This window comes from Pseudoxanthomonas japonensis, from assembly GCF_043632995.1.
Taxonomy (GTDB): domain Bacteria; phylum Pseudomonadota; class Gammaproteobacteria; order Xanthomonadales; family Xanthomonadaceae; genus Pseudoxanthomonas_A; species Pseudoxanthomonas_A japonensis.
Genome location: NZ_CP171632.1, coordinates 96,474 through 120,050 on the forward strand (window position 1 = coordinate 96,474; position 23,577 = coordinate 120,050).

14 protein-coding genes and 1 riboswitch are annotated in these 23,577 nt (G+C 66.7%); of the genes, 9 read left to right on the forward strand and 5 right to left on the reverse strand.

Annotated features, from left to right (window positions below):
• Positions 1-123: 123 nt before the first annotated feature.
• Both purU and ACGHX3_RS00435 read right to left on the reverse strand, forming a co-directional pair.
• Complete coding sequence (purU, locus tag ACGHX3_RS00430) at positions 124-975, reverse strand: formyltetrahydrofolate deformylase (protein WP_394695992.1); 852 nt, start codon at positions 973-975, stop codon at positions 124-126.
• Positions 976-991: 16 nt separating this feature from the next.
• A complete protein-coding gene (locus ACGHX3_RS00435; RefSeq protein WP_238391123.1) occupies positions 992-1,309 on the reverse strand; it encodes a hypothetical protein in 318 nt (105 codons plus the stop codon).
• Between the two features lie 102 nt (positions 1,310-1,411).
• Here ACGHX3_RS00435 and ACGHX3_RS00440 point away from each other — a divergent pair, with 102 nt between their 5' ends.
• A complete protein-coding gene (locus ACGHX3_RS00440; protein ID WP_394695993.1) occupies positions 1,412-2,470 on the forward strand; it encodes a linear amide C-N hydrolase in 1,059 nt (352 codons plus the stop codon).
• Here the strand turns inward: ACGHX3_RS00440 and ACGHX3_RS00445 are convergent, their stop codons facing one another.
• Positions 2,471-3,733, reverse strand: coding sequence for a serine hydrolase domain-containing protein (locus ACGHX3_RS00445; protein ID WP_394695994.1), 1,263 nt, complete (start codon positions 3,731-3,733; stop codon positions 2,471-2,473).
• Between the two features lie 217 nt (positions 3,734-3,950).
• Between ACGHX3_RS00445 and ACGHX3_RS00450 the strand changes: the two genes are divergently transcribed.
• The 8 genes from ACGHX3_RS00450 to ACGHX3_RS00485 all read left to right on the forward strand — a co-directional run bounded on the left by ACGHX3_RS00450 (position 3,951) and on the right by ACGHX3_RS00485 (position 21,430).
• Entirely contained in the window at positions 3,951-4,559 is a 609-nt protein-coding gene (locus tag ACGHX3_RS00450) for a hypothetical protein (protein WP_394695995.1), read from the forward strand.
• 110 nt (positions 4,560-4,669) lie between these two features.
• Positions 4,670-7,558, forward strand: a complete 2,889-nt coding sequence (locus ACGHX3_RS00455; RefSeq protein WP_394695996.1) for a hypothetical protein — start codon at positions 4,670-4,672, stop codon at positions 7,556-7,558.
• A gap of 395 nt (positions 7,559-7,953) precedes the next feature.
• Positions 7,954-11,403 carry a hypothetical protein gene (locus ACGHX3_RS00460; RefSeq protein WP_394695997.1) on the forward strand — a complete coding sequence of 1,150 codons (3,450 nt, stop codon included), beginning with the start codon at positions 7,954-7,956 and terminating at the stop codon, positions 11,401-11,403.
• 175 nt (positions 11,404-11,578) lie between these two features.
• Positions 11,579-11,986, forward strand: coding sequence for a hypothetical protein (locus ACGHX3_RS00465; RefSeq protein WP_394697335.1), 408 nt, complete (start codon positions 11,579-11,581; stop codon positions 11,984-11,986).
• A gap of 376 nt (positions 11,987-12,362) precedes the next feature.
• Positions 12,363-14,378 (forward strand): GEVED domain-containing protein, encoded by a 2,016-nt coding sequence (locus ACGHX3_RS00470; RefSeq protein ID WP_394695998.1) that lies wholly within the window; start codon positions 12,363-12,365, stop codon positions 14,376-14,378.
• Positions 14,379-14,806: 428 nt separating this feature from the next.
• Positions 14,807-17,806: a hypothetical protein gene (locus ACGHX3_RS00475; protein WP_394695999.1), complete on the forward strand. Its 3,000-nt coding sequence runs from the start codon at positions 14,807-14,809 to the stop codon at positions 17,804-17,806.
• 80 nt (positions 17,807-17,886) lie between these two features.
• A riboswitch (cobalamin riboswitch) is annotated at positions 17,887-18,121 on the forward strand.
• 198 nt (positions 18,122-18,319) lie between these two features.
• Positions 18,320-20,611 carry a 5-methyltetrahydropteroyltriglutamate--homocysteine S-methyltransferase gene (metE, locus tag ACGHX3_RS00480; protein ID WP_394696000.1) on the forward strand — a complete coding sequence of 764 codons (2,292 nt, stop codon included), beginning with the start codon at positions 18,320-18,322 and terminating at the stop codon, positions 20,609-20,611.
• Positions 20,612-20,710: 99 nt separating this feature from the next.
• A complete protein-coding gene (locus ACGHX3_RS00485) occupies positions 20,711-21,430 on the forward strand; it encodes a nicotinamidase (RefSeq protein ID WP_394696001.1) in 720 nt (239 codons plus the stop codon).
• 194 nt (positions 21,431-21,624) lie between these two features.
• Here ACGHX3_RS00485 and ACGHX3_RS00490 read toward each other — a convergent pair whose 3' ends face one another.
• Together ACGHX3_RS00490 and ACGHX3_RS00495 are read right to left on the reverse strand one after the other, a co-directional pair.
• Positions 21,625-22,032: an acyl-CoA thioesterase gene (locus tag ACGHX3_RS00490; protein ID WP_394696002.1), complete on the reverse strand. Its 408-nt coding sequence runs from the start codon at positions 22,030-22,032 to the stop codon at positions 21,625-21,627.
• 220 nt (positions 22,033-22,252) lie between these two features.
• Positions 22,253-23,272: a ribonucleotide-diphosphate reductase subunit beta gene (locus ACGHX3_RS00495; RefSeq protein ID WP_394696003.1), complete on the reverse strand. Its 1,020-nt coding sequence runs from the start codon at positions 23,270-23,272 to the stop codon at positions 22,253-22,255.
• Between the last annotated feature and the right edge of the window lie 305 nt (positions 23,273-23,577).

Consider the following 23,577-nt stretch of genomic DNA (forward strand, 5'->3'; position numbering starts at 1 on the left):
CTCGCACTCGCGCGATCCCGACGTGCGCACCGAATCACTGTGTGCGGGAGATGCTTTCCTGGATCGGGCGGAAGCCGCCCGGTCGCGACTCACGTCGCTCCTACAAAAAGCCGAGTCCCGGGCTTACCGGAACACCACCGTGCGGTGCCCGTTCAACAGGATGCGGTGCTCGACATGCCGCCGTACCGCACGCGCCAGCACCAGCGATTCGATGTCGCTGCCCATGCGCACCAGTTCCTTCGGCGCCATCGCATGGTCCACGCGGGCGATGTCCTGTTCGATGATCGGGCCTTCGTCCAGGTCGCGCGTGACGTAGTGGGCGGTGGCGCCGATGATCTTGACCCCGCGCTGGTGCGCCTGGTGGTACGGCTTGGCGCCCTTGAAGCTGGGCAGGAAGCTGTGGTGGATGTTGATGGCGCGTCCGGCGAGGGCGTCGCACAGTTCCGGCGACAGGATCTGCATGTAGCGCGCCAGCACGACGAGATCGATCTGCTCGCGCTCGACCAGATCGACGATGTGCCGCTCCTGCTCGGCCCGGTTGCCCGCCGACACCGGCAGGTGGTGGAAGGCCACGCCATAGGACTGCGCCAGCGGGGCGAAGTCGGCGTGGTTGGAGGCGATGCAGGCGATCTCCACCGGCAGCTGGCGGCTGTGCACGCGGAACAGCAGGTCGTTGAGGCAGTGGCCCTGCTTGCTGACCAGCACCATCAGGCGCGCCTTGCGGCTGGCATCGTGGATCTGCCAGTCCATGCCGAACATCTCCGCCAGCGAGGCGAAGCCTTCCCGCAGGACGTCGATCTCCGTCGCCCCCGGCACGTCGAAATGCACGCGCAGGAAGAAACGTCCCGACTCCTCGTCGCCGAACTGCTGGGCATCGAGGATGTTGCAGCCGGACTCGTAGAGCAGGCCGGTGACGCGGTAGACGATGCCGGTGGTGTCCGGGCAGGAGAGGGTGAGGATGTGGTCGCGGCGCATTCGGGTGTCGGTGGGGTTATTCGCAACGGGCAGCGGTGATCTGGTTCTGTGCATCGATGTAGACGCGCAGGCGATCGCTGCGCGTATCGTGCTTCACGGCGGTGGTCGGGCCGATCGGATTGACCAGCCCGGCGCCGCTTTCGCTCGACAGCCGCCGCAGGTTGGCTTCGTCCGCCGGTTGCCCCACGGCCCAGCCCAGCGAGGCGTCCTTGCAGGTCCCGCTGCCCGCGACCTGCGGGCCCGGCGTGCTGACGCAGGCGGAGAGCGCCATCGCGGCAAGGGCGATCGGCATCGCGCGGATGGACGAACGGTGCGTCGGCAGGAGCATGGTCATGGCAGCATCTCGGGGGGCGGCGGAGGATCGCTGTTTAACACACCCGCTGGCATAAAGGGCGGACGCCGCCACGCATCGCCTGTTCCCTTCACGGAGACCGCCATGGATCGTCGCTTCGTCGTGCCGCTCGCGTTCGTCCTTGCCCTGCTCTCGGCCTTCCTCGCCCCACCCGCGGATGCCTGCACCCGCGTCGTCTACCTGGGCGCCAACGACGACGTCATCACCGCCCGGTCGATGGACTGGAAGAACGACGTCGCGACCAACCTGTGGATCTTCCCGCGCGGCATGGCGCGCAGCGGGCAGGCCGGGCCCAATTCAGTGACGTGGACGTCGAAGTACGGCAGCGTCATCGCCACCGGCTACGACATCTCCACCACCGACGGCATGAACGAGGCCGGCCTGATGGCCAACGTGCTGTGGCTGGTGGAGTTCGAGTACCCCGCCTACGACGGCCGCGGTCCCGGGCTCAGCATCACCGCGTGGGCGCAGTACGCGCTGGACAACTACGGTAGCGTGAAGGAAGCCGTCGATGCGCTGCGCAAGCAGCCCTTCACCGTGGTGACCGACAAGGTGCCCGGCGAAGACCGCCTGACCACGCTGCACCTGTCGCTGTCCGACGCCAGCGGCGACAGCGCCATCATCGAGTACATCGGCGGCAAGCAGGTGATCCACCACGGCCGCGAGTTCCAGGTGATGACCAACTCGCCGGTGTTCGACCAGCAGCTCGCGCTCAATGCCTACTGGAAGCAGATCGGTGGCACTGTGATGCTGCCGGGCACCAACCGCGCCTCGGACCGCTTCGCGCGCGCCTCGTTCTACATCAATGCGATCCCCAAGGCCGAGGATCCGGTGAAGGCGCTGGCCAGCGTCTTCAGCGTGATCCGCAACGCGTCGGTGCCGTTCGGCATCAACACGCCGGAGGAACCGAACATCTCCTCTACCCGCTGGCGCACGGTCGCCGACCACAAGCGCAAGCTGTACTTCTTCGAGTCCGCGCTGACGCCCAACACGTTCTGGGTCGACCTGAAGGAGGTCGATTTCTCCAGGGAGACCGGCAAGGTGATGAAGCTGGACCTGGGCGCGGACCAGCGCAACGTGTTCGCCGGCAACGCGGTGAAGGATTTCAGGCCCGCGCCGCCGTTCGTGTTCCAGGGCCTGTAGTCAGAGATCGAATGCCAGCAGGTCGTGCCCGGTGGCCGCGCGCACTACGCGCCGGTACAGCACGTTGCCGCTGCCTGCATTGGTCAGCGCCACCAGCGCGCGCTGGCCGCGCGCGTCGCCCAGGGCGAAGTTCTTGAAGATGCCGCCGTTGCTGCCCGAGTGGTAGAACACCGGGCCGCGCGGCGTGGCCTCCAGGTTCCAGCCCAGGCCCTTGTCGGTCCAGCGGCCGGGCACGTCGATCTGCTTCGTCAGCATCGCCGTGCGCGTGGCCTCGCTGATCTGCCAGGGCGCGCGTTGCGTACGCACCATCAGCGCCATGAAGCGGGCATAGTCGGTCGGCGTGGTGCGCAGGCTGGCGGCGGCATTGGCGAGGATGTCGCCGGGCCAGTTCACCAGGCCTTTCGGCGTGATGGCCTGCACGGCGGGCAGTGCGCGGACGGCGTCTTCCCAGCGCCACGCGGACAGCGGCTTGCCCCAGCGGTCGGCGACGGTCTGCGCGGCGTTCCACGTGTCGCGGAGCATCTGCGGTGGCATGCCGGGCTCCTCGTCCTCGACGGCGCGATGGCCGTACACCGAGCGTGCAGCGAGGTCCCTGCTCCACGTATAGCTGCTGTCGCCCATGCCGGCGGGGCCGAACAGCAGCCGCTGCATCGACTCATCGAGGCTCTCGCCAGTGAGCTTCTCGACCACCAGTTGCAGCCAGAAGATCGCTTCGCCTGAGTAGTCGATGCGCGTGCCGGGCTTCACCGCCGGCACCAGTGTTTCGTTGGCCGGGTCCTTGCGCCAGTTCGGCATGCCGGTGGAGTGGCGCAGCACGTCGCGCGCGGTGACCAAGTCCACCCATGAATGGTCGGCCAGATACTCCATGCGCCGGTAGCGCACCAGCGGCGCGTCCAGGTCGATCACGCCCTGGTCGGCCAGCTGCAGCACCAGGTACGCGAACACCGGCTTGCTGAGCGAGGCGTCCTCGAACATCGTGTCGCGCGTGACGGGCGTCGCAGTTTCCGCCTTCATCACGCCAAGGTTGCGCGACCACACCACCTCGCCACGTTCCACCACCGCCATGCCGATGGCGGGCACGCGCAGCGCCTGCATCAGGCGCGGCAGGTCGGCAAGGAAGGCATCCGGTGGAATCCAGCCTGCACTGTCATCGCACGCGCCAGCGCGCGCCATGCGGGGCCATGCGGCGGTTGCCAACGTCGACAGGGCAGCAGCCCCGAGCCATTGGCGGCGAGCGAACGAAGACGGCAGAGAGGAACTCACGCGGCTTGGCTCCTGAAAGAACGAACGACACGCAGTGTTGACGAACGAGGGTGGCAGAACCCTTCCCGCGTTCGCGGCAACAGCGTGTCCGGTGTCCGGTTGCAAGGAATGAACGCGAACAGTGAAGAGCCACACGCCGATGCGAAGCGCGGTGGCGCGGGCCATGCGGGGAAATCACCTCGCCACAGGCACCGTTTCGCGGCAACAGGGGAATCCCATGACCACCAGAACGAACGTGGACGCATCAATGAAGTCGCGACCGCGGCACAGCATCGGCGCGCTTGTCGCGCTGCAGGGATCTCTCTGTTCTGCCGTTCAGGCACCGGGCACCGATGGACGTGGCGACACCGCGCGTGCGCGTCGGCGCCCGAAAATCGTGATGGCGTCCGCAAAAAACACCGCGTTGCCCGCCGGCCGCCGCTGGTCGCTGCGCGGAATGGCCGCGTTGCTGGCGATGGCCGCGGGCCTGCACGCCAGTCCTGCGTTGGCGCAGTTGAGTTGCAGCAACGTGTATGCCACCAATGCGGATGGTCAGATCTACGAGACGCCCAACAGCGGGGCGCAGATGCTGGTGGGGTCGGTGACAGGCTTGCCGGCGGCGACCAATCCGTTCGGCATCTCGCCCGATGGCAGCAGGCTCTATCTGGCGGCGTCGGCGCCGGCGCGGTCAACCCTGCGAATGGCTGGTTCTATTTTGCGGGAGCGAATCAGAACAGCAATGCGGCAGACGGTTGGCATCTGTATGCCTTCAACCCGGCGACGCCTGCCACCGCGCCTGTCCGGGTTGGCCAGATCACCGGCACGGCCGGCAACAACGGCGACCTGACGTTCGACACCCTGGGGAATCTCTTCCTGCTCTCGGGCAATGCATCGAACAGCCCGCAGAACCGGATATTCCGGGTGGGGAAGGTTCCCACGTCGGCGGGAACCGGATCCTTGCCGGCCACGGTGCTCGCCATCGTGTCATCGGGCGCAACGGAGAATGTCGGCGGTATCGCCTTCACCGCCGCCGGTGAACTGATGACGAGTATCGGGGGCGGGATCATCAGGCGATACAACCCGCTGACGGGGGCGCTGATCGCCGAAGGCAATTTCGTTGCAACGGCCATCAGCGACCTCGCCTCCTGCGCCGGCGGCAACACGATCACGTTGCAGAAGGATCTGCCCCAGGGCCGCGCGGTCGTGGGAAACCAGTTCACGCTACAGCTTTCGGGTGGCGGCCTGGGCGCAACGCAGACTGCGACCACGACCGGCAGTGCCTCGGGCATGCAGGCGGCGACCGTCGGCCCGTTGCTGGTCATCGATGGCGCCAGCTTCCAGATCAACGAAGCCGCCGCCGGGAGTCCTTCCGCGGTGCTGGCGAACTATGCGCGCAGCTGGCAGTGCATCGACGCGGCGGATGGCGATGTGGTCGTGGCATCCGGGTCCACCTTCCCGGGCACGGTGACCATACCCACCATCCGAACGGGCTCCAGCGTCGTGTGCACCATCACCAACGGACGCCTGCCGATCCTGCGTGTGCAGAAGGCATTGCCCAATGGCAGGGCCGTGGAGGGCAACCAGTTCAGCCTTGCCATCACGGGCACGGGCGCACCTGCTGCGGTGACCACCGGCGGCACCGGCAGCACGGTCACCGGCACGGTGACGCACAGCACGGCGACGGCGGGCAGTGTCTACACCTTGTCGGAGTCGGCCGCGGGAACGCCGACCACGGTGCTGGCGAACTACACCACGACCTACGCATGTACCAATGCGCTGGCGGGTGGGCAGACACCCAGTGGCACCGGCACCAGTTTCGATGTCACGCCCGTGGCCGGCGACGACCTGACGTGTACGTTCACCAACACGCGGGCGACCCGGCTGACGCTGATCAAGACGGTCACCAACGACGATGGCGGCACGCGGCTGCCGACGGCGTGGACGCTCTCGGCATCAGGGCCGACATCCATCAGCGGCACGACCGGCTCGGCCGCGGTGACCAACGCTGCGGTCAGTCCCGGCACGTACACCCTGTCCGAAAGTGCGCTTCCCGCCGGCTACTCGGCTTCGCCCTACACCTGCACCATCAACGGCGGCGTTCCGGTGAGCGGCAACAGCGTGACGATTGCCACGGGCGACAACGTGGTCTGCAGGATCCACAACGATGACGTCGGCACGCCGGGGCCACCGGCCACCTGCGGCATCACCAGTCATGCCGGTCCGAGCTCGACCGCGCCCGTCTTCGGGCCGGGCGGCGTCAACGCGAGCATCGCGCTGGAGAACGTGACGTTCGATGCGGGTTCGACGGCAGGCGGTTCCATCACCCGCTTCGTCGACAGCAACGGACGGACGTACTCGACACCGGCCGGCCCCGGACGCTGGCTGTTGACCAACAGCAGCACCACGACCCGCGTGACCATCACCTTTTCGCCGTCCATCCCGGCCCATCGGATCGGCATCGGTATCTACGACATCGGTGTCTGGGACGCCACCTTGCCCAACAACGGCGAAGACGCGAGCTACGCCCCCAGGCTGACGCTCGGACTCAGCGGGGGAGCGGCGACAACCAGCCAGTTCGTCGCCCATCGGACGGGACTGAATGCCACGCAGGCGAGCTACACGCCGGGCTCCGGCGTGGTCACGCTGGACGCGGGCGCGTACGTTCCCGGCACGGAAGGCACGTGGCGACAGTCGGTCTTCCTGCGCGGCAACGCCAACGCACTGGTGAGCACGCTCACGCTGACGGCCACCAACATCAAGCCGGGCGACAACATCGGCTTCGGCCTGGTGGCCATCCCGTCGTGCGTCACCATCAGCAAGGTCACCGAAGGCGGTGTGGGCAGCTTCGACTTCACCACCACCAACGTCAACAACTGGGACAACACCGCGTCCGCGTCCCCGGTGACGCTGACCACGACGGCCACCGGCACGCCGGTCAACTCCGCGCGGCACTACTACGCACATCCGGTCGCCAGCAATGGCCAGGGCACGCAGCCGGTCGTCCTGAGCGAGACGATTCCTCCCACCTGGGTCCTCTCGCCCGCCCAGTGCACGGACGCCAACAGCAGCCGCAACGGCAATACCGGCAGCTTCGGCAGCCTCGTGGGTGGCACGCTGACGATCCCGGCCGATCGCATGCGGTTCGAATCCAACATCACCTGTTCGTTCACCAATACGCGCGCGGCGATCCTGCGCTTGCAGAAAGCGCTCCCCGATGGCCGCGCGGCAGCAAGCGACCAGTTCACGCTGTCGATGACAGGCACGGGCGCGCCCACGGCGGTGACCACGACGGGTGCGGGCAGCACCGCGACCGGCATGCTCACACACGACACGGCGACGCCGGGTTCGGCCTACACCCTGTCCGAAGCCGCCGCGGGCGGGGCAGACCTGTCGTATTACACGACCACCTACCGCTGCACCAATGCGCGCGCCGGTGGCCAGACGCCGGCAGGAGACGGCACGACGTTCGCCGTGACGCCGGCGGTGGGCGACGACCTGACCTGCACGCTCACCAACCTGCGGCGGACCACCGATCTCTCGATCCGGAAAACGGTGGCGGACGAGCCGCTGGTGAGCGGTGCGCAAGCGGTCTTCACCCTGGTGATCACCAATCACGGTCCCGGAGCCGCCGATGGTGCGACGGTACGGGATCCCGCGGCAGCAGGGCTCGATTGCCTCGCGGCGGGCCTGCCGGCGCCGACCTGTTCGGCGACCGGCGGCGCGGACTGTCCCGCGTCGCTGACGCCCACCGGCCTGCAGTCCGGTGTCGCCATCCCGGCGCTGCCCAATGGGGGCATCGTCACCATCGGGCTCACCTGCAAGGTCACGGCCAGCGGCCTGCCGTGAGCGATGCCCGCCCCTAGCGCATGCCGTGCGGTCGAACGGCATGCGGAGCGCGTCGCTTCGACGATCGCGCGTAGAGCACGCGAGGCAAATTTCGTCGTCTCCGGTGCGGTGTGCGAAGGGGACGCCGTACGCGCGGAGGACTGGCATCGCGCCGGTGCGCACTCGCTTCCTGCCTGTGCGTCCGGATAGCGCAGCGCTTCGCGCACCCGTCGGCGGATGTCCGGCCGCCAATCCGTATCACGACACTACCTGACTGCCCCGGTCGTTTATGGGGCGAGCACATCGTAGAAGCACGATGCGCATTTTTTTCTTCGGGGAGTGTTATGAGAAAGACGGGTGGATCCATCCTGGACGGTAAGCGGTGTGCATGGAGGGGTCCGTGGGAAAACCGGCGCATGCTTCCGGGCGTCGCGGCCTCGTCGATGATGGCAGCCCGCTCCAGGGGCAAGAAGCGAATGGATGGCCGCCACTCCCACGTGGAAGCGGATCCGCCGGAACGGGCGCCAACGCTGGCGCTCGCCGGCTACGTCGTGCTCGCGCTGTGCGGCCTGTTGTGGTGCTTGAATGCGCAGGCGCAGACCGCTACCTATTCCCACGGCAACAGTGCAACCGCGTCGGGTGCCGGCACCGGCGGCACGCCATCACTGAGCTTCAATGTCCAGGCGGGCCAGAACCGCGTGGTGTTCCTCAATGCCGTGTTCGAGCGCGAGCATTGCAGCAACACCCTCGATTGGGGCGATGAAAATGACTGCAACAGGCAGGTCAACTGGGCGTCGCCAAGCATGGTGAGCTCGAGTGGCGCCGCTGCGCAGATCACGTTCAACATCAGTGGCCCTGGGGGATCCCTGTCGTTGCGCAACCCATTGGGCACGAGCGAGGGCGATCTCTACTTCGCTTACATTCATCGATCATCGGGTAATGCTCCCGCAACCGTTCCCTTGGCGGTGTTCTCCCATGAAATCTATGCGGTCGCGCTTTATGAGAGCCAATTGCGGAGCCTGCTCGGGGGCGCCGCCTCCGGCACGGTGACGATCAGCTTGCCTGCCTCGGGTCTCAATGCACCCCGTCGCACGGGAGACGAGGCCCTCCTGTCTGCGTTGCAGTTCAACCATGTCCACCAGCGCATGGATGGAAATGGCGCCAATGGCGTCGTGCGCTCTGCGTATGCAATTTTCAATTGCGGCGCATCTGGGAGCCTGTATTTTGGCGGGCAGGCAGTTCAGAACTGGGTCTGCCCATCCGGGGGAGGGCTCCTGCCCTATGACGCGGGGCAGGCCCCGGGCACGGGCGATGGCGTCCTGCAGTTCGGCCTGAATGGGTACTCCCGCAGTGGCGGTCCGCACGGTTTTCAGACCGCATCCGGCCTCACCGAGGTGCACAGCCCCGCGGTGATCAACACCAACGCCGGCACTTGGCTGGGGGGCACCGAAGCGGATGGGTTCAGCACCACCTACCAATGGGCAAACAGTGGCCTGAGCACGGCGGGGGCGCCTGCACTGACCGCGCGTGCGCCCTCTGGAACCACGGGTGGTCTGCGAACGACTTACACCGTCCGCCGACCGCGTGTGGATCTCTCGATCACCAAGGCCGATGGCATCACCACGATGCTGTCGGGCGCAAGCACCACCTACACCGTGGTGGTCACCAACCGGGCGAGCTCTGCCACCATGGCGTATGCCGACGGCGCAGTCGTGAGGGATCCGGTGGCCACGGGGCTGACCAAGACGGCGGTCAGCTGTACGGCAGCCGGTGGCGCGGTCTGTCCCACGGGACTGACGGTTGCGGCACTGGAGAGTGGCGTCACCATCGCCACGTTCCCGCCTGGGGGCACGTTGACCTTCAGCGTCACCGCCACGGCAAACGCCGGGACGACGGGCAGCGTGACCAATACGGCCACCGTCGCGCCACCGACGGGTTACACCGATGAAAATTCGACAGACAACACCGCCAGCGACACCAACACGCTGCTCATTCCGCTGACGCTGAGCAAGGCCTGGGCCAATGCCACGGTCAACGACAGGGTGACGCTCTCCCTGACCGGCTCGCCCGCCCCCAGCGACGGTGCCGCCCTGGTTGCCGTGGCGAACACCGCGAACGAAACGGATACCAGCACGACACCTTACGGCGTCGTGGCGGGACGGACCTATACCATCACCGAGGCCTTCAACGTCGGCACAGCCGCGGGCTACATCAAGACACTCGCCTGCACCGGAAACACAGGGACCAATGCTGCGCTGACCTATACCGCCAACGCGCTCAGCGGCACGATCAGGGTGGGCAGCACGGCCACGGCCATCACCTGCACCTTCGGCAATGCTCGCCTGCCGCAACTGACGCTGCGCAAGACGGTGACCAACGACAACGGCGGTACGCAGCTGGCGACCGCGTGGACGCTGTCGGCCACCGGCCCGACCAGCATCAGCGGTGCGATGGGCGCATCGGCGGTGACCAACGCGACGGTCAACCCGGGCACGTACACGTTGTCGGAAAGCGCAACGCCTACCGGCTATACCGCTGGCACCTATAGCTGCGTGACAAATGGTGGCGCGGCCGTGGTCAGCAACAGCATCGTGCTGGCCGCGGGCGATGTGGCCACCTGCACGATAAACAACGACGACCGTCCTGCCACGCTGACGCTGCGCAAGACGGTCACCAACGACAACGGCGGCACCCAGCCGGCGACAGCCTGGACGCTGTCGGCCGCGGGCCCGACCAGCATCAGTGGCGCGACCGGCACGCCGGCCGTGACCAGTGCGACGGTGAATCCGGGGACTTACACGCTGTCGGAGAGCACGACACCCGGCGGCTATACCGCCAGCGGCTACAGCTGCGTCAAGAACGGCGGAGCGGCGGTGTCGAGCAACAGCATCACGCTGGTCGCGGGTGATGCTGCGACGTGCACCATCAACAACAACGACCGTCCGGCCACGCTGACGCTGATCAAGACGGTCACCAACGACAACGGAGGTACGCAGCTGCCGACGGCGTGGACGCTGTCGGCCGCGGGGCCGACCGCCATCAGCGGCACGACCGGCACGCCGGCCGTGACCAGTGCGACGGTGAATCCGGGGACTTACGCACTGTCGGAGAGCACGACACCGGGCGGCTATACCGCCAGCAGCTACAGCTGCGTCAAGAACGGCGGCGCGGCGGTGTCGGGCAACAGCATCACGTTGGCTGCGGGTGATGCTGCGACGTGCACCATCAACAACAACGATCGCCCGGCCACGCTGACGCTGATCAAGACGGTGACCAACGACAACGGCGGCACGCAGCTGCCGACGGCGTGGACGCTGTCGGCCACGGGCCCGACCAGCATCAGCGGCACGACCGGCACGCCGGCCGTGACCAATGCGACGGTGAATCCGGGCACGTACACGCTGTCGGAAAGCGCAACGCCCACCGGCTACACCGCCAGCACCTACAGCTGCGTGCGCAACGGCGGCGCAGCCATGGTCAGCAACAGCATCACGCTCGCGGCGGGCGATACCGCCACCTGCACGATCAACAACAACGACGTCAATCAGACCGACGTGTCGATCACCAAGGCCGCGTCGGCGGATACGGCGGTCCGTGGCGACGAAGTCACGTTCACGCTGCTGGTGCGTAATCTGGGTATCGCCGCCGCGCATGGCACGGTGGTCCGCGATCCGAGCGTGGCGGGACTGGACTGCACGGCCGCCGACTTGAGCGCGCCGACCTGTTCGGCGACGGGTGGCGCAACTTGTCCCACACCGTTGACGGCCACCGGCCTGCAGTCCGGTGTTGCCGTTCCGGCACTTCCCAATGGGGGCGCTGTCACCATCGGGCTCACCTGCAGGGTCACCGCCAGCGGCCTGCCGTGAGCTTTCTCCTTTCCCCACCCGGGCCGCACCGCTCCTCGGGAAGCTAACGGAATACCGGTCGCACAGCTTGTTCGCCTCCACCGGCGCGCGGCGGTGATGGCATGCCGTCGAAGCCGCATATGAGGCGGGCGCGGCCGGCGCAAACCTCGGCCACCAGGTCATCACCTATCGCTGTATCCGTGCGCGACCTGGTTGCCGAACACCCAGCGGTATCGGCACGAGTTTCAGCACTACACCGGCAGCCGGCGATGACCTGACTTGCACCTCCAGCAATGGCTTGGGGCTGCGGTTGCGTCGGTGGCCAAGCCCGACACGCACGGGGCGGGCCAACCGACCAGGCGGGCGACGTGCTGATCAGCGGCAGCAAACCACCTACGCCATCGTCGCGATGAACGATGGGCCCGAGCCGGTCAACAACACCATGCTCCGGGACACGCCGGAAGCGGGGCTGTCGGCGTGCAAACTCGCTGGCCCGGCGTGCGAGGTCACTGGCGGGACGGCCAGGTGCCCGGCCGCAGGCACGGGGAAGGCCAACGGTCGATGGCCAACGTGCGATCCCCTGCACCCGCTGGCGTCGCGATAGGGGCCTTGGCCAATAACTGTGAGATCACGGTGCGGGTGACCCGCACGGTGCAACAGCTTGAGCATCCTGCTACGGCGAGGGCGTTCCCGCTGGTTGTCGATCATGGCGGGAAGATGGCCTTTAGATGATGCATCTCTGCCAAGAGGACGGATTCGCGTACGGAACGGATGTATGTCCGGTATGGGTCACACATTTCGAGTAACACCCAACTGGGGCGGATGCAGACGATGTACCGCAAAAGGATGGCGGTCGGGACGGGGCGAGTGCAGCAGCGCACGAACATGCGCTCCGCGGCAAGAGCGCTTGCAATGAGGCGAGGGGTTTCTCGGTGGATAGGGCGACAAGTACGACGCGCGTTCATGCAGTGGAGCGCGGAATGTCCAGCACAGCCTGTCCGGAAGTCGCGGCCATCGTTGTCGGGAGCGTCATGAACGATCGAGCAGGGGAGTCCGGCGTGATGGTTGGAACAACGAGGATCCAGAAAAAGATGCGGTGGCCATGGGCGATGGCAGCGGCGGTGATGGTCCTGACGGGTAACACCGCCTGGGCCCATCGCACCACATCGACGTGGAGCAACACGTCCACCAGCGCGACAGGCAGCCTGCAGACGGGCGGCCCTACAGTCACCGTGACGCTTGCGCCAAGTGCAACCAACACGCTCTATTACAACGGCACGTCAACTTCGACCATCGGTGCGCGTGGCGGCACGAGCACGATGTTCAGGCCCAACCTGGCAACCAATACATCGGCCATTGCCATATCGGCGGATAAGATTAATTGCACACGGGGCAATGGGATCGTATGCCAGCGCGGCACGATGACGATCACGTTCAGTCAGCCGGTCACGAATCCGGTCATCCATTTGACGGGGCTGGGTGCCAATGCCAGTTCCGGCGTCGACTTCTCGCCCCGCCTGAGCCTGACAGGCAGTAGTCCTGCAGGTGCCAGTCTTGGTGGGGTCAGGCCAGGGGCGGGAAACCTGCAGATCACCGGTGGCAACACCATCGGTGTCATCAACAATAACGGCCAGACGAGCTGCGCCACTTCTGGCAACAATGGTGCCGGTTGCGGCAGTGTGCAGATCACTGGCACCGTCACCTCGCTGACGTTCAGCGTGGCACTGCTGCTCAATGGTGGCTCAGGCACGGCAGGTTCCACCCGCGAGACATTCGACCTCACCGTGACGGTCGACGAGGATTTCAGCGATGCGCCCGTGGTCAATTTCAACAATGCCACCGCGCCATCGCATGTCATTGGCGACCTGCGTCTGGGCAGTCTCATCGATGCAGACAATGCCACTGTCGCCAACGCCACCGTCAGCCCGTTCCCAGTAACGGCAGGCGCCGATAACAATGGCGGTAATGGCGATGGTCTCGACGAAGACGCCATCACCGCCTTCCCTCAACTCAACACCGGCAGCACCAGCTACAGCCTGACGGTTCCGATCAGCGGTGCAAGCAAATCCGGCATGGTCTGCGGATGGATCGATTTCAACCGCAATAATGCGTTCGTTGCTGGCGAACGGGCATGCGCAGGTTTTTCCGCTGGCGCGACCAGCGTGGTCCTGAATTGGAACGCAGCCAATGGCAACGCGCCCACCGGGCTGACGCCCGGCGACAATTACGTGCGCTTGCGCGCCGGCTATACCACCGCCCAGATACAGACCGCAGATGGCAAGGGGCGTGCGGACAGTGGCGAGGTGGAGGACTATCGGATCACCGTGCCGCCGAGGCTGCGCCTGCAAAAGTCGTTATCCGATGGCCGGGCAGTGGCGGCCGACCAGTTCGCCTTGTCGATTGCCGGCCCTGACGCGCCGGCGGCGGTGACGACGACCGGCAGCGGCACGACCGCGAGTGGGATGGTGACGCATGCAGCCGCAACGGCAGACTCCGAGTACACGCTTTCCGAAACCGGGGCGGCCGGCGCCATCCTGAGTAACTACGCCACCACCTACAGTTGCACCAATGCGCGAGCTGGTGGTGGTCAGGAACCCAGTGGCAGCGGCACGAGCTTCACGGTGACCCCGGTGGCGGGCGACGACGTGACGTGTACCTTCACCAATACCCGGCGAACCACCGATGTCTTGATCCAGAAGACGGCGACTCCGGTTCCGGCCGTCAGCGGCGAGCACGTGATGTTCACTCTCGTGGTAACCAACCATGGCCCTACGGCGGCCGATGACACCACGCTGCAGGATCCGGCGGTGGCAGGGCTGGACTGCACCGCCTCAGGGCTGCCAGCGCCGACGTGTCTGGCGACAGGTAGCGCGGGCTGTCCCGCTCCGTTGACGGCCACCGGCCTGCAGTCGGGTGTCGCCATCCCTGCTCTTCCCAGTGGCGGCGTGGTCACCATCGGGCTCACCTGCAGGGTCACCGCCAGCGGCGAGCCGTGAGCCTTGTGCGCTTCCAGGGCGTGCGGTTTGCCATCGCCCCGGGATCGCGGACCGAGGCGCGCATCCCTAACGCGTAACGTGCGCGATCAACGCCCGCTACGGCCGGGTGTTGTGATGTGACACGGCGGGTGGCGGTGCGATGCCATCGTCAGCGCCACGCCCCATCCATTCCAGAACGCACTGCCCACGCAGGCCGATGTGTCTTGTGCGAAGTGTGAGGTGGAGGGCGCACAGTTTGGACTGATCCGAGTCCAGCCCGGATCCGGGGTGCGCGCGTGGTATCGACAGCTTCCCGTCACATCCGAGAAGCGGCTGTCCGGTTCTTGTCTTTCATCGCGACCCTACCTTGCCGCTCCATGGATTTTCCGGGGCACGAAGGCGCCGCCAGTGTGGCGGCAGGTCTGTATCGGGGGTCAGCGTGAGGGGAAATGCGCCAGCGCCATTGCAGCAGCGCAGCACGGTCATGTCGCGCTTCAGCCGGATGCGCTCGCCTGCGGAGATACGCATGGGAAGTACCTCCGGCATTCCGCGAAGGCGCTTGTGGGCGGACGTATCTCGCCGGCTGCCCGCGACACCAGCATGAAGGTTCAAGGGTGAAATACATGCGATTCCTGATTCCAGCACTGAACGCTCACCTGAAGCGGATCGCCATCGCAGGCCGCCGCCGGCATGTGCGGAACGCATTGACCTGCGGTCTGGTCGCCCTCGGCATCGCGGCGCCCGTATCGGCACAGCAGGTCGTCGACTGGGCGGACTTTTCGAGTCCGACCTCCGCGGCCTACCCGGGCGGCGGCAATGTGACCGTGACCATCGCGTCGAGCTATCGGCGCGACGGCTCGTCCGTGACCTACAGCTACATGGCCGGGTACCCGCAGGTGGATGCCGCGCCGGTGGAGGAACTGGCCGTCCTGGAAGCGACCGCCCCCTTCCAGACGCAGTTTCCCTACGGCAGTATCGGCCCCCGGTCCGCGATGGCGACCTGGAACACCTCCACCAACGTCGGCACCATCGAGCACGTGTTGACAATGGACTTCCCGGCCGCGAATCGCGCCGGTGGCGACACGCTGGTCGGACTGGGGGGGGTTTACCCCAACATCAGCGGGCCCAAAGGGTCGCGGTTGAATTCACGGTGGATCGTGACAGCCACGCGCTGCAACGGCACTGCCGAAACGAACTACTCGGGATGGAGCAGCATCATTCCGCCGACGGGGTTCACGGCAACCGACGGGGCTGCAGGGGCTGTCTTCTCGACACCCGTGACCGGTGCCGCCACGTCGGGCGGCTATGTGGTTTCGGTGGGCACCTTGTCCACCTACAACGGCAATCGGGACGCGGTGCCTGCGCTCGTTCGTCCTGCGGCCGGCACCTGTTACAGCCGGATCACGATCACGCGGGCAATCACATCCTCCGGAACGGAATTGCCTGGAGGTTGGTCGCCCGTCGATACGGAATACTTCAAGCTCTACATCGGCAAGGTTCTCGATGCAGGCATCCTGCGCCTGCGCAAGTCATTGCCCCATGGTCGTGCAGTGAGCGGCAACCAGTTCCACTTGCGCATCGCTGGCGGTACGGGCGCGGATGTGGTGGCAACGACCAGTGGAACGACCAACACGCCCACCCAAGTCGCGACGCTCGAGCCGGCATTGGCCGGCACGGCCTACACCTTGTCGGAGGCGGCGGCGGGCAGCCCTGCGACCGTGCTGTCTAACTACCGGACCACCTATGCCTGCACCAACACGCGGACGGGTGGGCAGACACCCAGCGGCAGCGGCACATCTTTCACCGTGACGCCGGCGGCCAACGACGACCTCACCTGCACGTTCACGAATTCCCGCATCGCGACCCTGCGCCTGCGCAAGGAACTGCCCAATGGCCGATCGGTGGCGGGCGACCAGTTCAGGCTTTCCATTGCCGGCACCGACGCCCCGGCAGCGGTGACCACCACCGGCACGGGCAGTGCCGCGACGGGCACAGTCACGCATACGACCGCAACGGCAGGCTCGACCTACACGCTGTCGGAGACGGCTGCATCCGGTGCCGTTCTCGGCAACTACGCCACCACCTACAGCTGCACCAATGCCCGTTCCGGCGGGCAGACACCCAGCGGCAGCGACACGACGTTCGAGGTGACCCCGGTGGCGGGCGACGACCTGACCTGCACGTTCAGCAATGCCCTTCGTCCACGGGTGACGATCCGCAAGACCAGCATCGGTGGAACCGGCAGCTTCACCTTCAGTGGCAACAACGGCATCGCGAACCAGACGATCGCCACCGCGACGTCGGGGACACCGGTCGCTGGCGCGGTGCAGATGCTGACCACGGTCGGCCAGGCAACCACGATCACCGAAGACGCACTGCCCGCGGGCTTTGCGTTGACCGACATCGCGTGCACGGGTGTGCCCGCCGGCTCGACGACGGTGAATCTGGCCACGCGAACGGTCACGTTGAGCGCGGCGGCGACGGCAGCAGGGACCAACGCGACCTGCACGTTCACCAACACGCGGCCAACGCAACTGACGCTCCGCAAGACGGTGACCAACGACAACGGCGGCACGCAGCCGGCGACGGCGTGGACGCTGTCGGCGGCAGGGCCGACCGCCATCAGCGGTGCCACCGGTGCCGCTGCGGTGACCAACGCGACAGTAAACCCGGGCACGTACACGTTGACCGAAAGCGCGACGCCGACCGGCTATACCGCCAGCAGCTACAGTTGCGTCAAGAACGGCGGCGCGGCGGTGTCGGGCAACAGCATCACGCTGGCCGCAGGCGATACCGCCACCTGCACGATCAACAACGACGACCGTCCTGCCACGCTGACGCTGCGCAAGACAGTGACCAACGACAACGGCGGCACGCAGCTGCCGACGGCGTGGACGCTGTCGGCGGCAGGTCCGACCGCCATCAGCGGGGCGACAGGTTCGGCGGCCGTCACGAATGCGACGGTTAACCCCGGTACGTACACGCTCTCGGAGAGCGCAACGCCCACCGGCTATACCGCCAGCAGCTACAGCTGCGTCAAGAACGGCGGCGCGGCGGTGGTCGGCAACAACATCACGCTGGCCGCGGGCGATGCCGCCACCTGCACGATCAACAACAACGACAGCGATCAGACCGACGTGTCGATCACCAAGGTCGCGTCGGCGGACACGGTGGTCCGCGGTGACGAGGTCGTCTTCACGTTGGTGGTGCGCAATCCCGGCGTTGCCGCGGCCCCCGGCACGGTCGTGCGCGATCCGGCCATGGCGGGCCTGGATTGCACGGCTGCCGGCCTGGCTGTGCCGACCTGTTCGGCGACGGGCGGTGCCAGCTGTCCCACGCCGTTGACGGCCAGCGGCCTGCAGGCCGGGGTTGCCATCCCCGCGCTTCCCGCCGGCAGTACCGTCAGCATCGACCTGACCTGCCGCGCCACGGCCAGCGGCATGCCGTGACGTGGCGATGCAGGCGACCTCCTCACGACGCGTGGGGCGGATCCCGTCGCCATGCTTGACGCTTCACCCAGCCCGGGCGTAACGTTCGTCCCCGCCAAGGTTTCCATCGCTTCATCCCAATAAAGCGATGGAATTAAAAGGGAAGCCGGTGCGGCCTGTTCCATGGGCCAATTCCGGCGCTGCCCCGCAGCGGTATTTGGAAACGAACCTCGCCAACAGCACTGGTCCACGCGGACCGGGAAGCGGCGGAAAGTAGGCCAGCGCACCCGCGCCCGTCCATGAGCCCGAAGACCTGCCCTGGCCGGAGGACACGACCGTCCTCCGACTGACCTGGAGCTTCCGAGGGGAGGTGGCCGGAGCCCGTGTCCGCGCGTGCCTGCCCCGGATGCGTCCTCCTGCGCCCGACTTCGGCACTCCGGCTCGCCCGCGGGGGCGAAGGTCGCTGGCGTGGCGGGCTCCGGTCCGGCGCGCGGTTCCTTCGTTCCTCATCCGCCACGCATGAGGACACGCACCATGACCACCGTTACCACTCTCGGCTTCCCGCGCATCGGCGCGAAGCGCGAACTGAAAGCCGCCCTGGAAAGCTACTGGCGCGGCGACACCACCGCCGACGACCTGCAGCGCACCGCACGCGACCTGCGCCATTGCCACTGGCAGCTGCAACGCGATGCCGGCGCCGATGTGGTGCCGTGCAACGACTTCGCGCTGTACGACCACATGCTGGACACCGCCTTCCTGTTCGATGCCATTCCCGACGCCTATCGCACGCTGGCGGACGCCGATCCGCTCGCCGGCTACTTCGCCCTCGCCCGCGGCGTGCAGCGCGATGGCACCGACCTGCGCGCGCTGGAAATGACCAAGTGGTTCGACACCAACTACCACTACCTGGTGCCGGAACTGCACGCCGGGCAGGACTTCCGCCTGCGCGGTGACAAGCCGGTCGCGGAATTCCTGGAGGCCCGCGCCGCCGGTCACGCTGCACGGCCGGTGCTGCTGGGACCGGTGAGCTTCCTGCTTCTGGCGAAGACGGTGGACGGCAGCGACCGCCTCGCGTTGCTGGACCGGCTGCTGCCGGTGTACGCGGACCTGCTGTCGAAGCTGCACGACGCCGGCGCCGACTGGGTGCAGATCGACGAGCCCTGCCTGGTGCTCGATCTGGACGATGCCGCCCGCGATGCCTATCTCCGCGCTTACGCCGCATTGGCGAAGGGAACGCGGCCGTCGCTGCTGCTCGCCACCTACTTCGGTCGCCTCGGTGACAACCTGCCGCTCGCCTGCGCGCTGCCGGTCGATGGGCTTCACGTCGACCTGGTGCGCGGCAAGGAGCAACTGGACGAGGTGCTGAAGCAGCTGCCGAAGGGGCGCGTGCTATCGGCGGGGCTGGTGGACGGCCGCAATATCTGGCGCACCAATCTCGACAACGCGCTGATCCTGGCGAAGTACGCACAAGGCCATGTGGGCGAAAATGCACTGTGGCTGTCGCCATCGTGCTCGCTGCTGCATGTGCCGGTGGACCTCACGGGCGAGAAGGCGCTGCCGGTCGACCTGAAGTCGTGGCTGGCCTTCGCGCGCCAGAAGATCGAGGAACTACGCCTGCTGGCCGACGCGTTGCAGGATCCACGCGCCGCCGATGCTGGGCTCGCGCTGGCCCGCGACCGCCTCGAATCGCGTCGCCAGTCCGCGCGTGTCCATCGTCCCGAAGTCGCGGCACGCCTAGCCTCGCCGGAGGCGGGTGACATCGACCGCGATTCGCCGTATCCGCAGCGTCGTATCGCCCAGGCCGCCTTGCTCGGACTGCCCGCGTATCCGACCACCACCATCGGCTCGTTCCCGCAGACCCGCGAGGTGCGAGAGGCGCGCGCGCGCAACAAGGCTGGCAAGCTGTCCGATGCCGACTACGAGACCTTCCTGCGCGAGGAGACCGAGCGCTGCGTGCGCTTCCAGGAAGAGATCGGCATCGACGTGCTGGTGCACGGCGAGTTCGAGCGCAACGACATGGTGGAGTACTTCGGCGAGCAGCTGGACGGTTTCGCCTTCACGAAGAACGGCTGGGTGCAGAGCTACGGCTCGCGTTGCGTGAAGCCACCGGTGATCTACGGCGACGTGTCGCGTCCCGCGCCGATGACGGTGCGCTGGTCGCAGTACGCCCAGTCACTGACCGACCGGCCGATGAAGGGCATGCTGACCGGGCCGGTGACCGTGCTGCAGTGGTCGTTCGTGCGCGACGACCAGACGCGCGCGCAGACCTGCCGGCAGATCGCGCTGGCGCTGCGCGACGAAGTGCTGGATCTGGAAGCCGCGGGCATCCGCGTCATCCAGATCGACGAGCCCGCCCTGCGCGAAGGCCTGCCGCTGCGGCGTGTGGACTGGCAGGCCTACCTGGACTGGGCCGTGGAATGCTTCCGCATCAGCGCCGCGGGCGTCGCCGACGACACTCAGGTGCACACGCACATGTGCTATTCCGAGTTCAACGACATCATCGACGCGGTGGCGGCGATGGATGCCGACGTCATCTCCATCGAGACCTCGCGCTCGCGCATGGAGCTGTTGGACGCGTTCGTGAAGTTCCGGTATCCCAACGAGATCGGGCCGGGCGTGTACGACATCCATTCGCCGCGCATTCCCACCGGCGGCGAGATGATCGACCTGCTGGAGAAGGCGCGCGCCGTGCTGGCGCCGGAGCAGATCTGGGTCAATCCGGATTGCGGCTTGAAGACGCGTGGTTGGCCAGAAGTGCGCGAGGCATTGACGCGGATGGTGGCGGCCGCGCACGCGCTGCGGGCCGGACTGGTCCGCGCGGCGTAGCGCAGGCGGATCGAAGCGCGGTGCCTTGCACGAATGCAAGGCACCGAGACGACGCGGCTGCTAGGCTGCACGTCGCTGCTCCGGATTCCTGCCGCTGCCATGTCGACGCCGTACGCTCCGTCCATCGCCCTGCTGGTCATCGACCTGCAGCCCGATTTCATGCCGGGCGGCGCGCTCGCCTGCCACGACGGCGACGCCATCGTCCCGGGCATCGCCGCACTGCTCGCATCCCGTCGCTACACCACCGTCGTGGCGACGCAGGACTGGCATCCGCCCGGGCATGCCTCGTTCGCGTCGAGCCATCCGGAACGCGCGCCGTTCGACACGATCTCGCTGCACGGCCAGCCGCAGGTCCTGTGGCCGGACCATTGCGTGCAGGGCACGCCCGGGGCGGCGCTGGCGACCGGCGTGGACTGGACGCCGGCCGACCTGATCCTGCGCAAGGGCACGCGCCCGCAGGTCGACTCGTACAGCGCCTTCCAGGAAAACCACGGGCCGGATGGCACGCGGCCGACCACCGGCCTGGCCGGCTGGCTGCACGAGCGCGGCATCGAGGAGGTGCATGTCTGCGGCCTGGCGCGCGACTACTGCGTGCTGTGGTCGGCACAGGACGCAGCCGCGGCCGGATTCCGTGTGCGCTTCCTGTGGGACCTGACGCGCCCGGTCACGCCGTCAGGTGATGCGCCGACACGCACCGCGCTCGAAGCCGCCGGCATTGCCATCGAACACACGTACGGCGGGCTCAAGCCCGCCATTGCCATCCCGACGCTCGCGACGACAAGCATCGGAGCGCGCGCCTTCGATCATCGTCCACGATGATCCACGCCACACGACGGCGGGCTTGAGCCCGCCCTACGGGGCAGCACAGGCGACATCAGGCTGCATAGACGACGTAGGGCGGGCCCAGGCCCGCCATTGCCATCCCGACGCTCGCGACGACAAGCATCGGAGCGCGCACCTTTGATCATCGTCCACGATGATCCACGCCACACGAAGGCGGGCTTGAGCCCGCCCTACGACGCAGAGGTCAGCGGCGGTGCCTGCGTAGGCCGGCCCAGCGGGTCGAGCGCGATCATCACGAAATGGCCGCGCGTGCACAGCTTGCGTTCGCCGGTCAGCAGGTTCTCGGTGATGACTTCCACGTCGACGTTCATCGAGCTGCGCCCGACCTTGACCACGCGGGCCACCACTTCCACCAGATCGCCCTTGTGGATGGGCTGGTTGAAGTCCACCTGTTCCGAACGTGCGGTGACCACCGTGGTACGCGCGTAGCGCGAGGCGGCGATGAAGGCCGACATGTCCATCCACGCCAGCGCCTGGCCGCCGAACAGCGTGCCCAGGTGATTGGTGTGGTCGGGGAAGACCATGTGCAGCAGCCGCGCTTCGGTGGGGCGAGCTTCCGCAGTAGGCAGATCGGTCATGGTAGTACTCCGGTTCGCGTGCTCCCGAGGGCAGCATAGCGCGCGGGGTTTTCGGCTGCTGTAGGAGCGACGTGAGTCGCGACCGCATGAACGAATGGCCAGGATACCTGGAGGACGGCTATGCCGCGGTACCCTGCGCCGATCTTGCAGGGGCGGTGCAGCGACATGGAGTTTTCATTGCCGTGGTCGCGACTTACGTCGCTCCTACAGGGGGTTGGCGCTAGAACGCGTGGTCGAAGCCGACCTCGCCCTGCACGCCCAGCTGGTAGGCGGACACGCGGCGCTCGAAGAAGTTGGTCAGTTCCTGCACGTCCTGCAGCTCCATGAAGGGCAGCGGGTTGCGTACGTCGTAGCGCTTGGGCATGCCGAGCTTGGCGAAGTGCTGGTCGGCGCAGTGCTGCAGGTACTGGCGCATGTCGCGCGTCGAGATGCCGGCCACGCCGCCGGACAGCACGTCCTCGGCGAACTGTACCTCGCACTCGATCGCCTCTTCCAGCATGTCGTAGACCTGCTGCTGCATGCGGTCGTCGAACAGGTCCGGCTCTTCCTCGCGCACCGTGCGCACGCATTCGAATGCGAACTCCATGTGGCAGCTCTCGTCGCGGAACACCCAGTTGGTGCCGCTGGCCAGGCCCGGCAGCAGGCCGCGCGAGCGGAAGTAATACACGTAGGCAAACGCGGCGAAGAAGAACAGGCCTTCAATGCACGCGGCGAAGCAGATCTGGTTGAGCAGGAACTGGCGGCGCTGTTCGCGCGTCTCGATCCGCTTCATGTCCTGGATGCTGTCGATCCACTTGAAGCAGAAGTCGGCCTTCTTCTTGATCGCCGGGATGTTCTCCACCGCGGCGAACGCCTTGAAGCGCTCGGACGGGTCGGGCAGGTAATTGTCCAGCAGGGTCAGGTAGAACTGCACGTGCAGTGCTTCCTCGTAGAGCTGCCTCGACAGGTACATGCGCGCTTCCGGCGCATTGAGGTGCTGGTACAGGTTCAGTACCAGGTTGTTCGACACGATGGAATCGCCGGTGGCGAAGAAGGCGACCAGCCGGTGGATCAGGTGGCGGTCGGCCGGCGTCATCTTCGAGTGCAGGTCGGTGATGTCGATCTGGAAGTTGATCTCCTCCACTGTCCACGTGTTCTTGATGGCGTCGCGGTACATGTCATAGAACTGCGGGTAGCGCATCGGGCGCAGCGTCAGTTCGAAACCGGGGTCGAGCAGCATCTGCTTGGGGTGTGCGGACATGGTGCGGTGGTCTCGTGGTTCTCCTTCTCCCTCCGGGAGAAGGTGCCCGTAGGGCGGATGAGGGGTGCCGCAGTCGCTTTCGGCAGTTGCATGCCAAAGCGAGCCACAGCGAGTGGAGGAGGTGAACAGCCGGATGGCCACCCTTCATGACTCGCTGCGGCTCGCTCAACATCATTGAGTCGCAACGGCTATCGAGGCGCCCCCAACCCCTCTCCCGGGGGGAGAGGGGCTCGAAATCAGAGGCTGGCGCATCCATGCGCCGGGAACATCCGTGTTCCTGTTCCAGGGTCCGTCGGCCGGAGCCG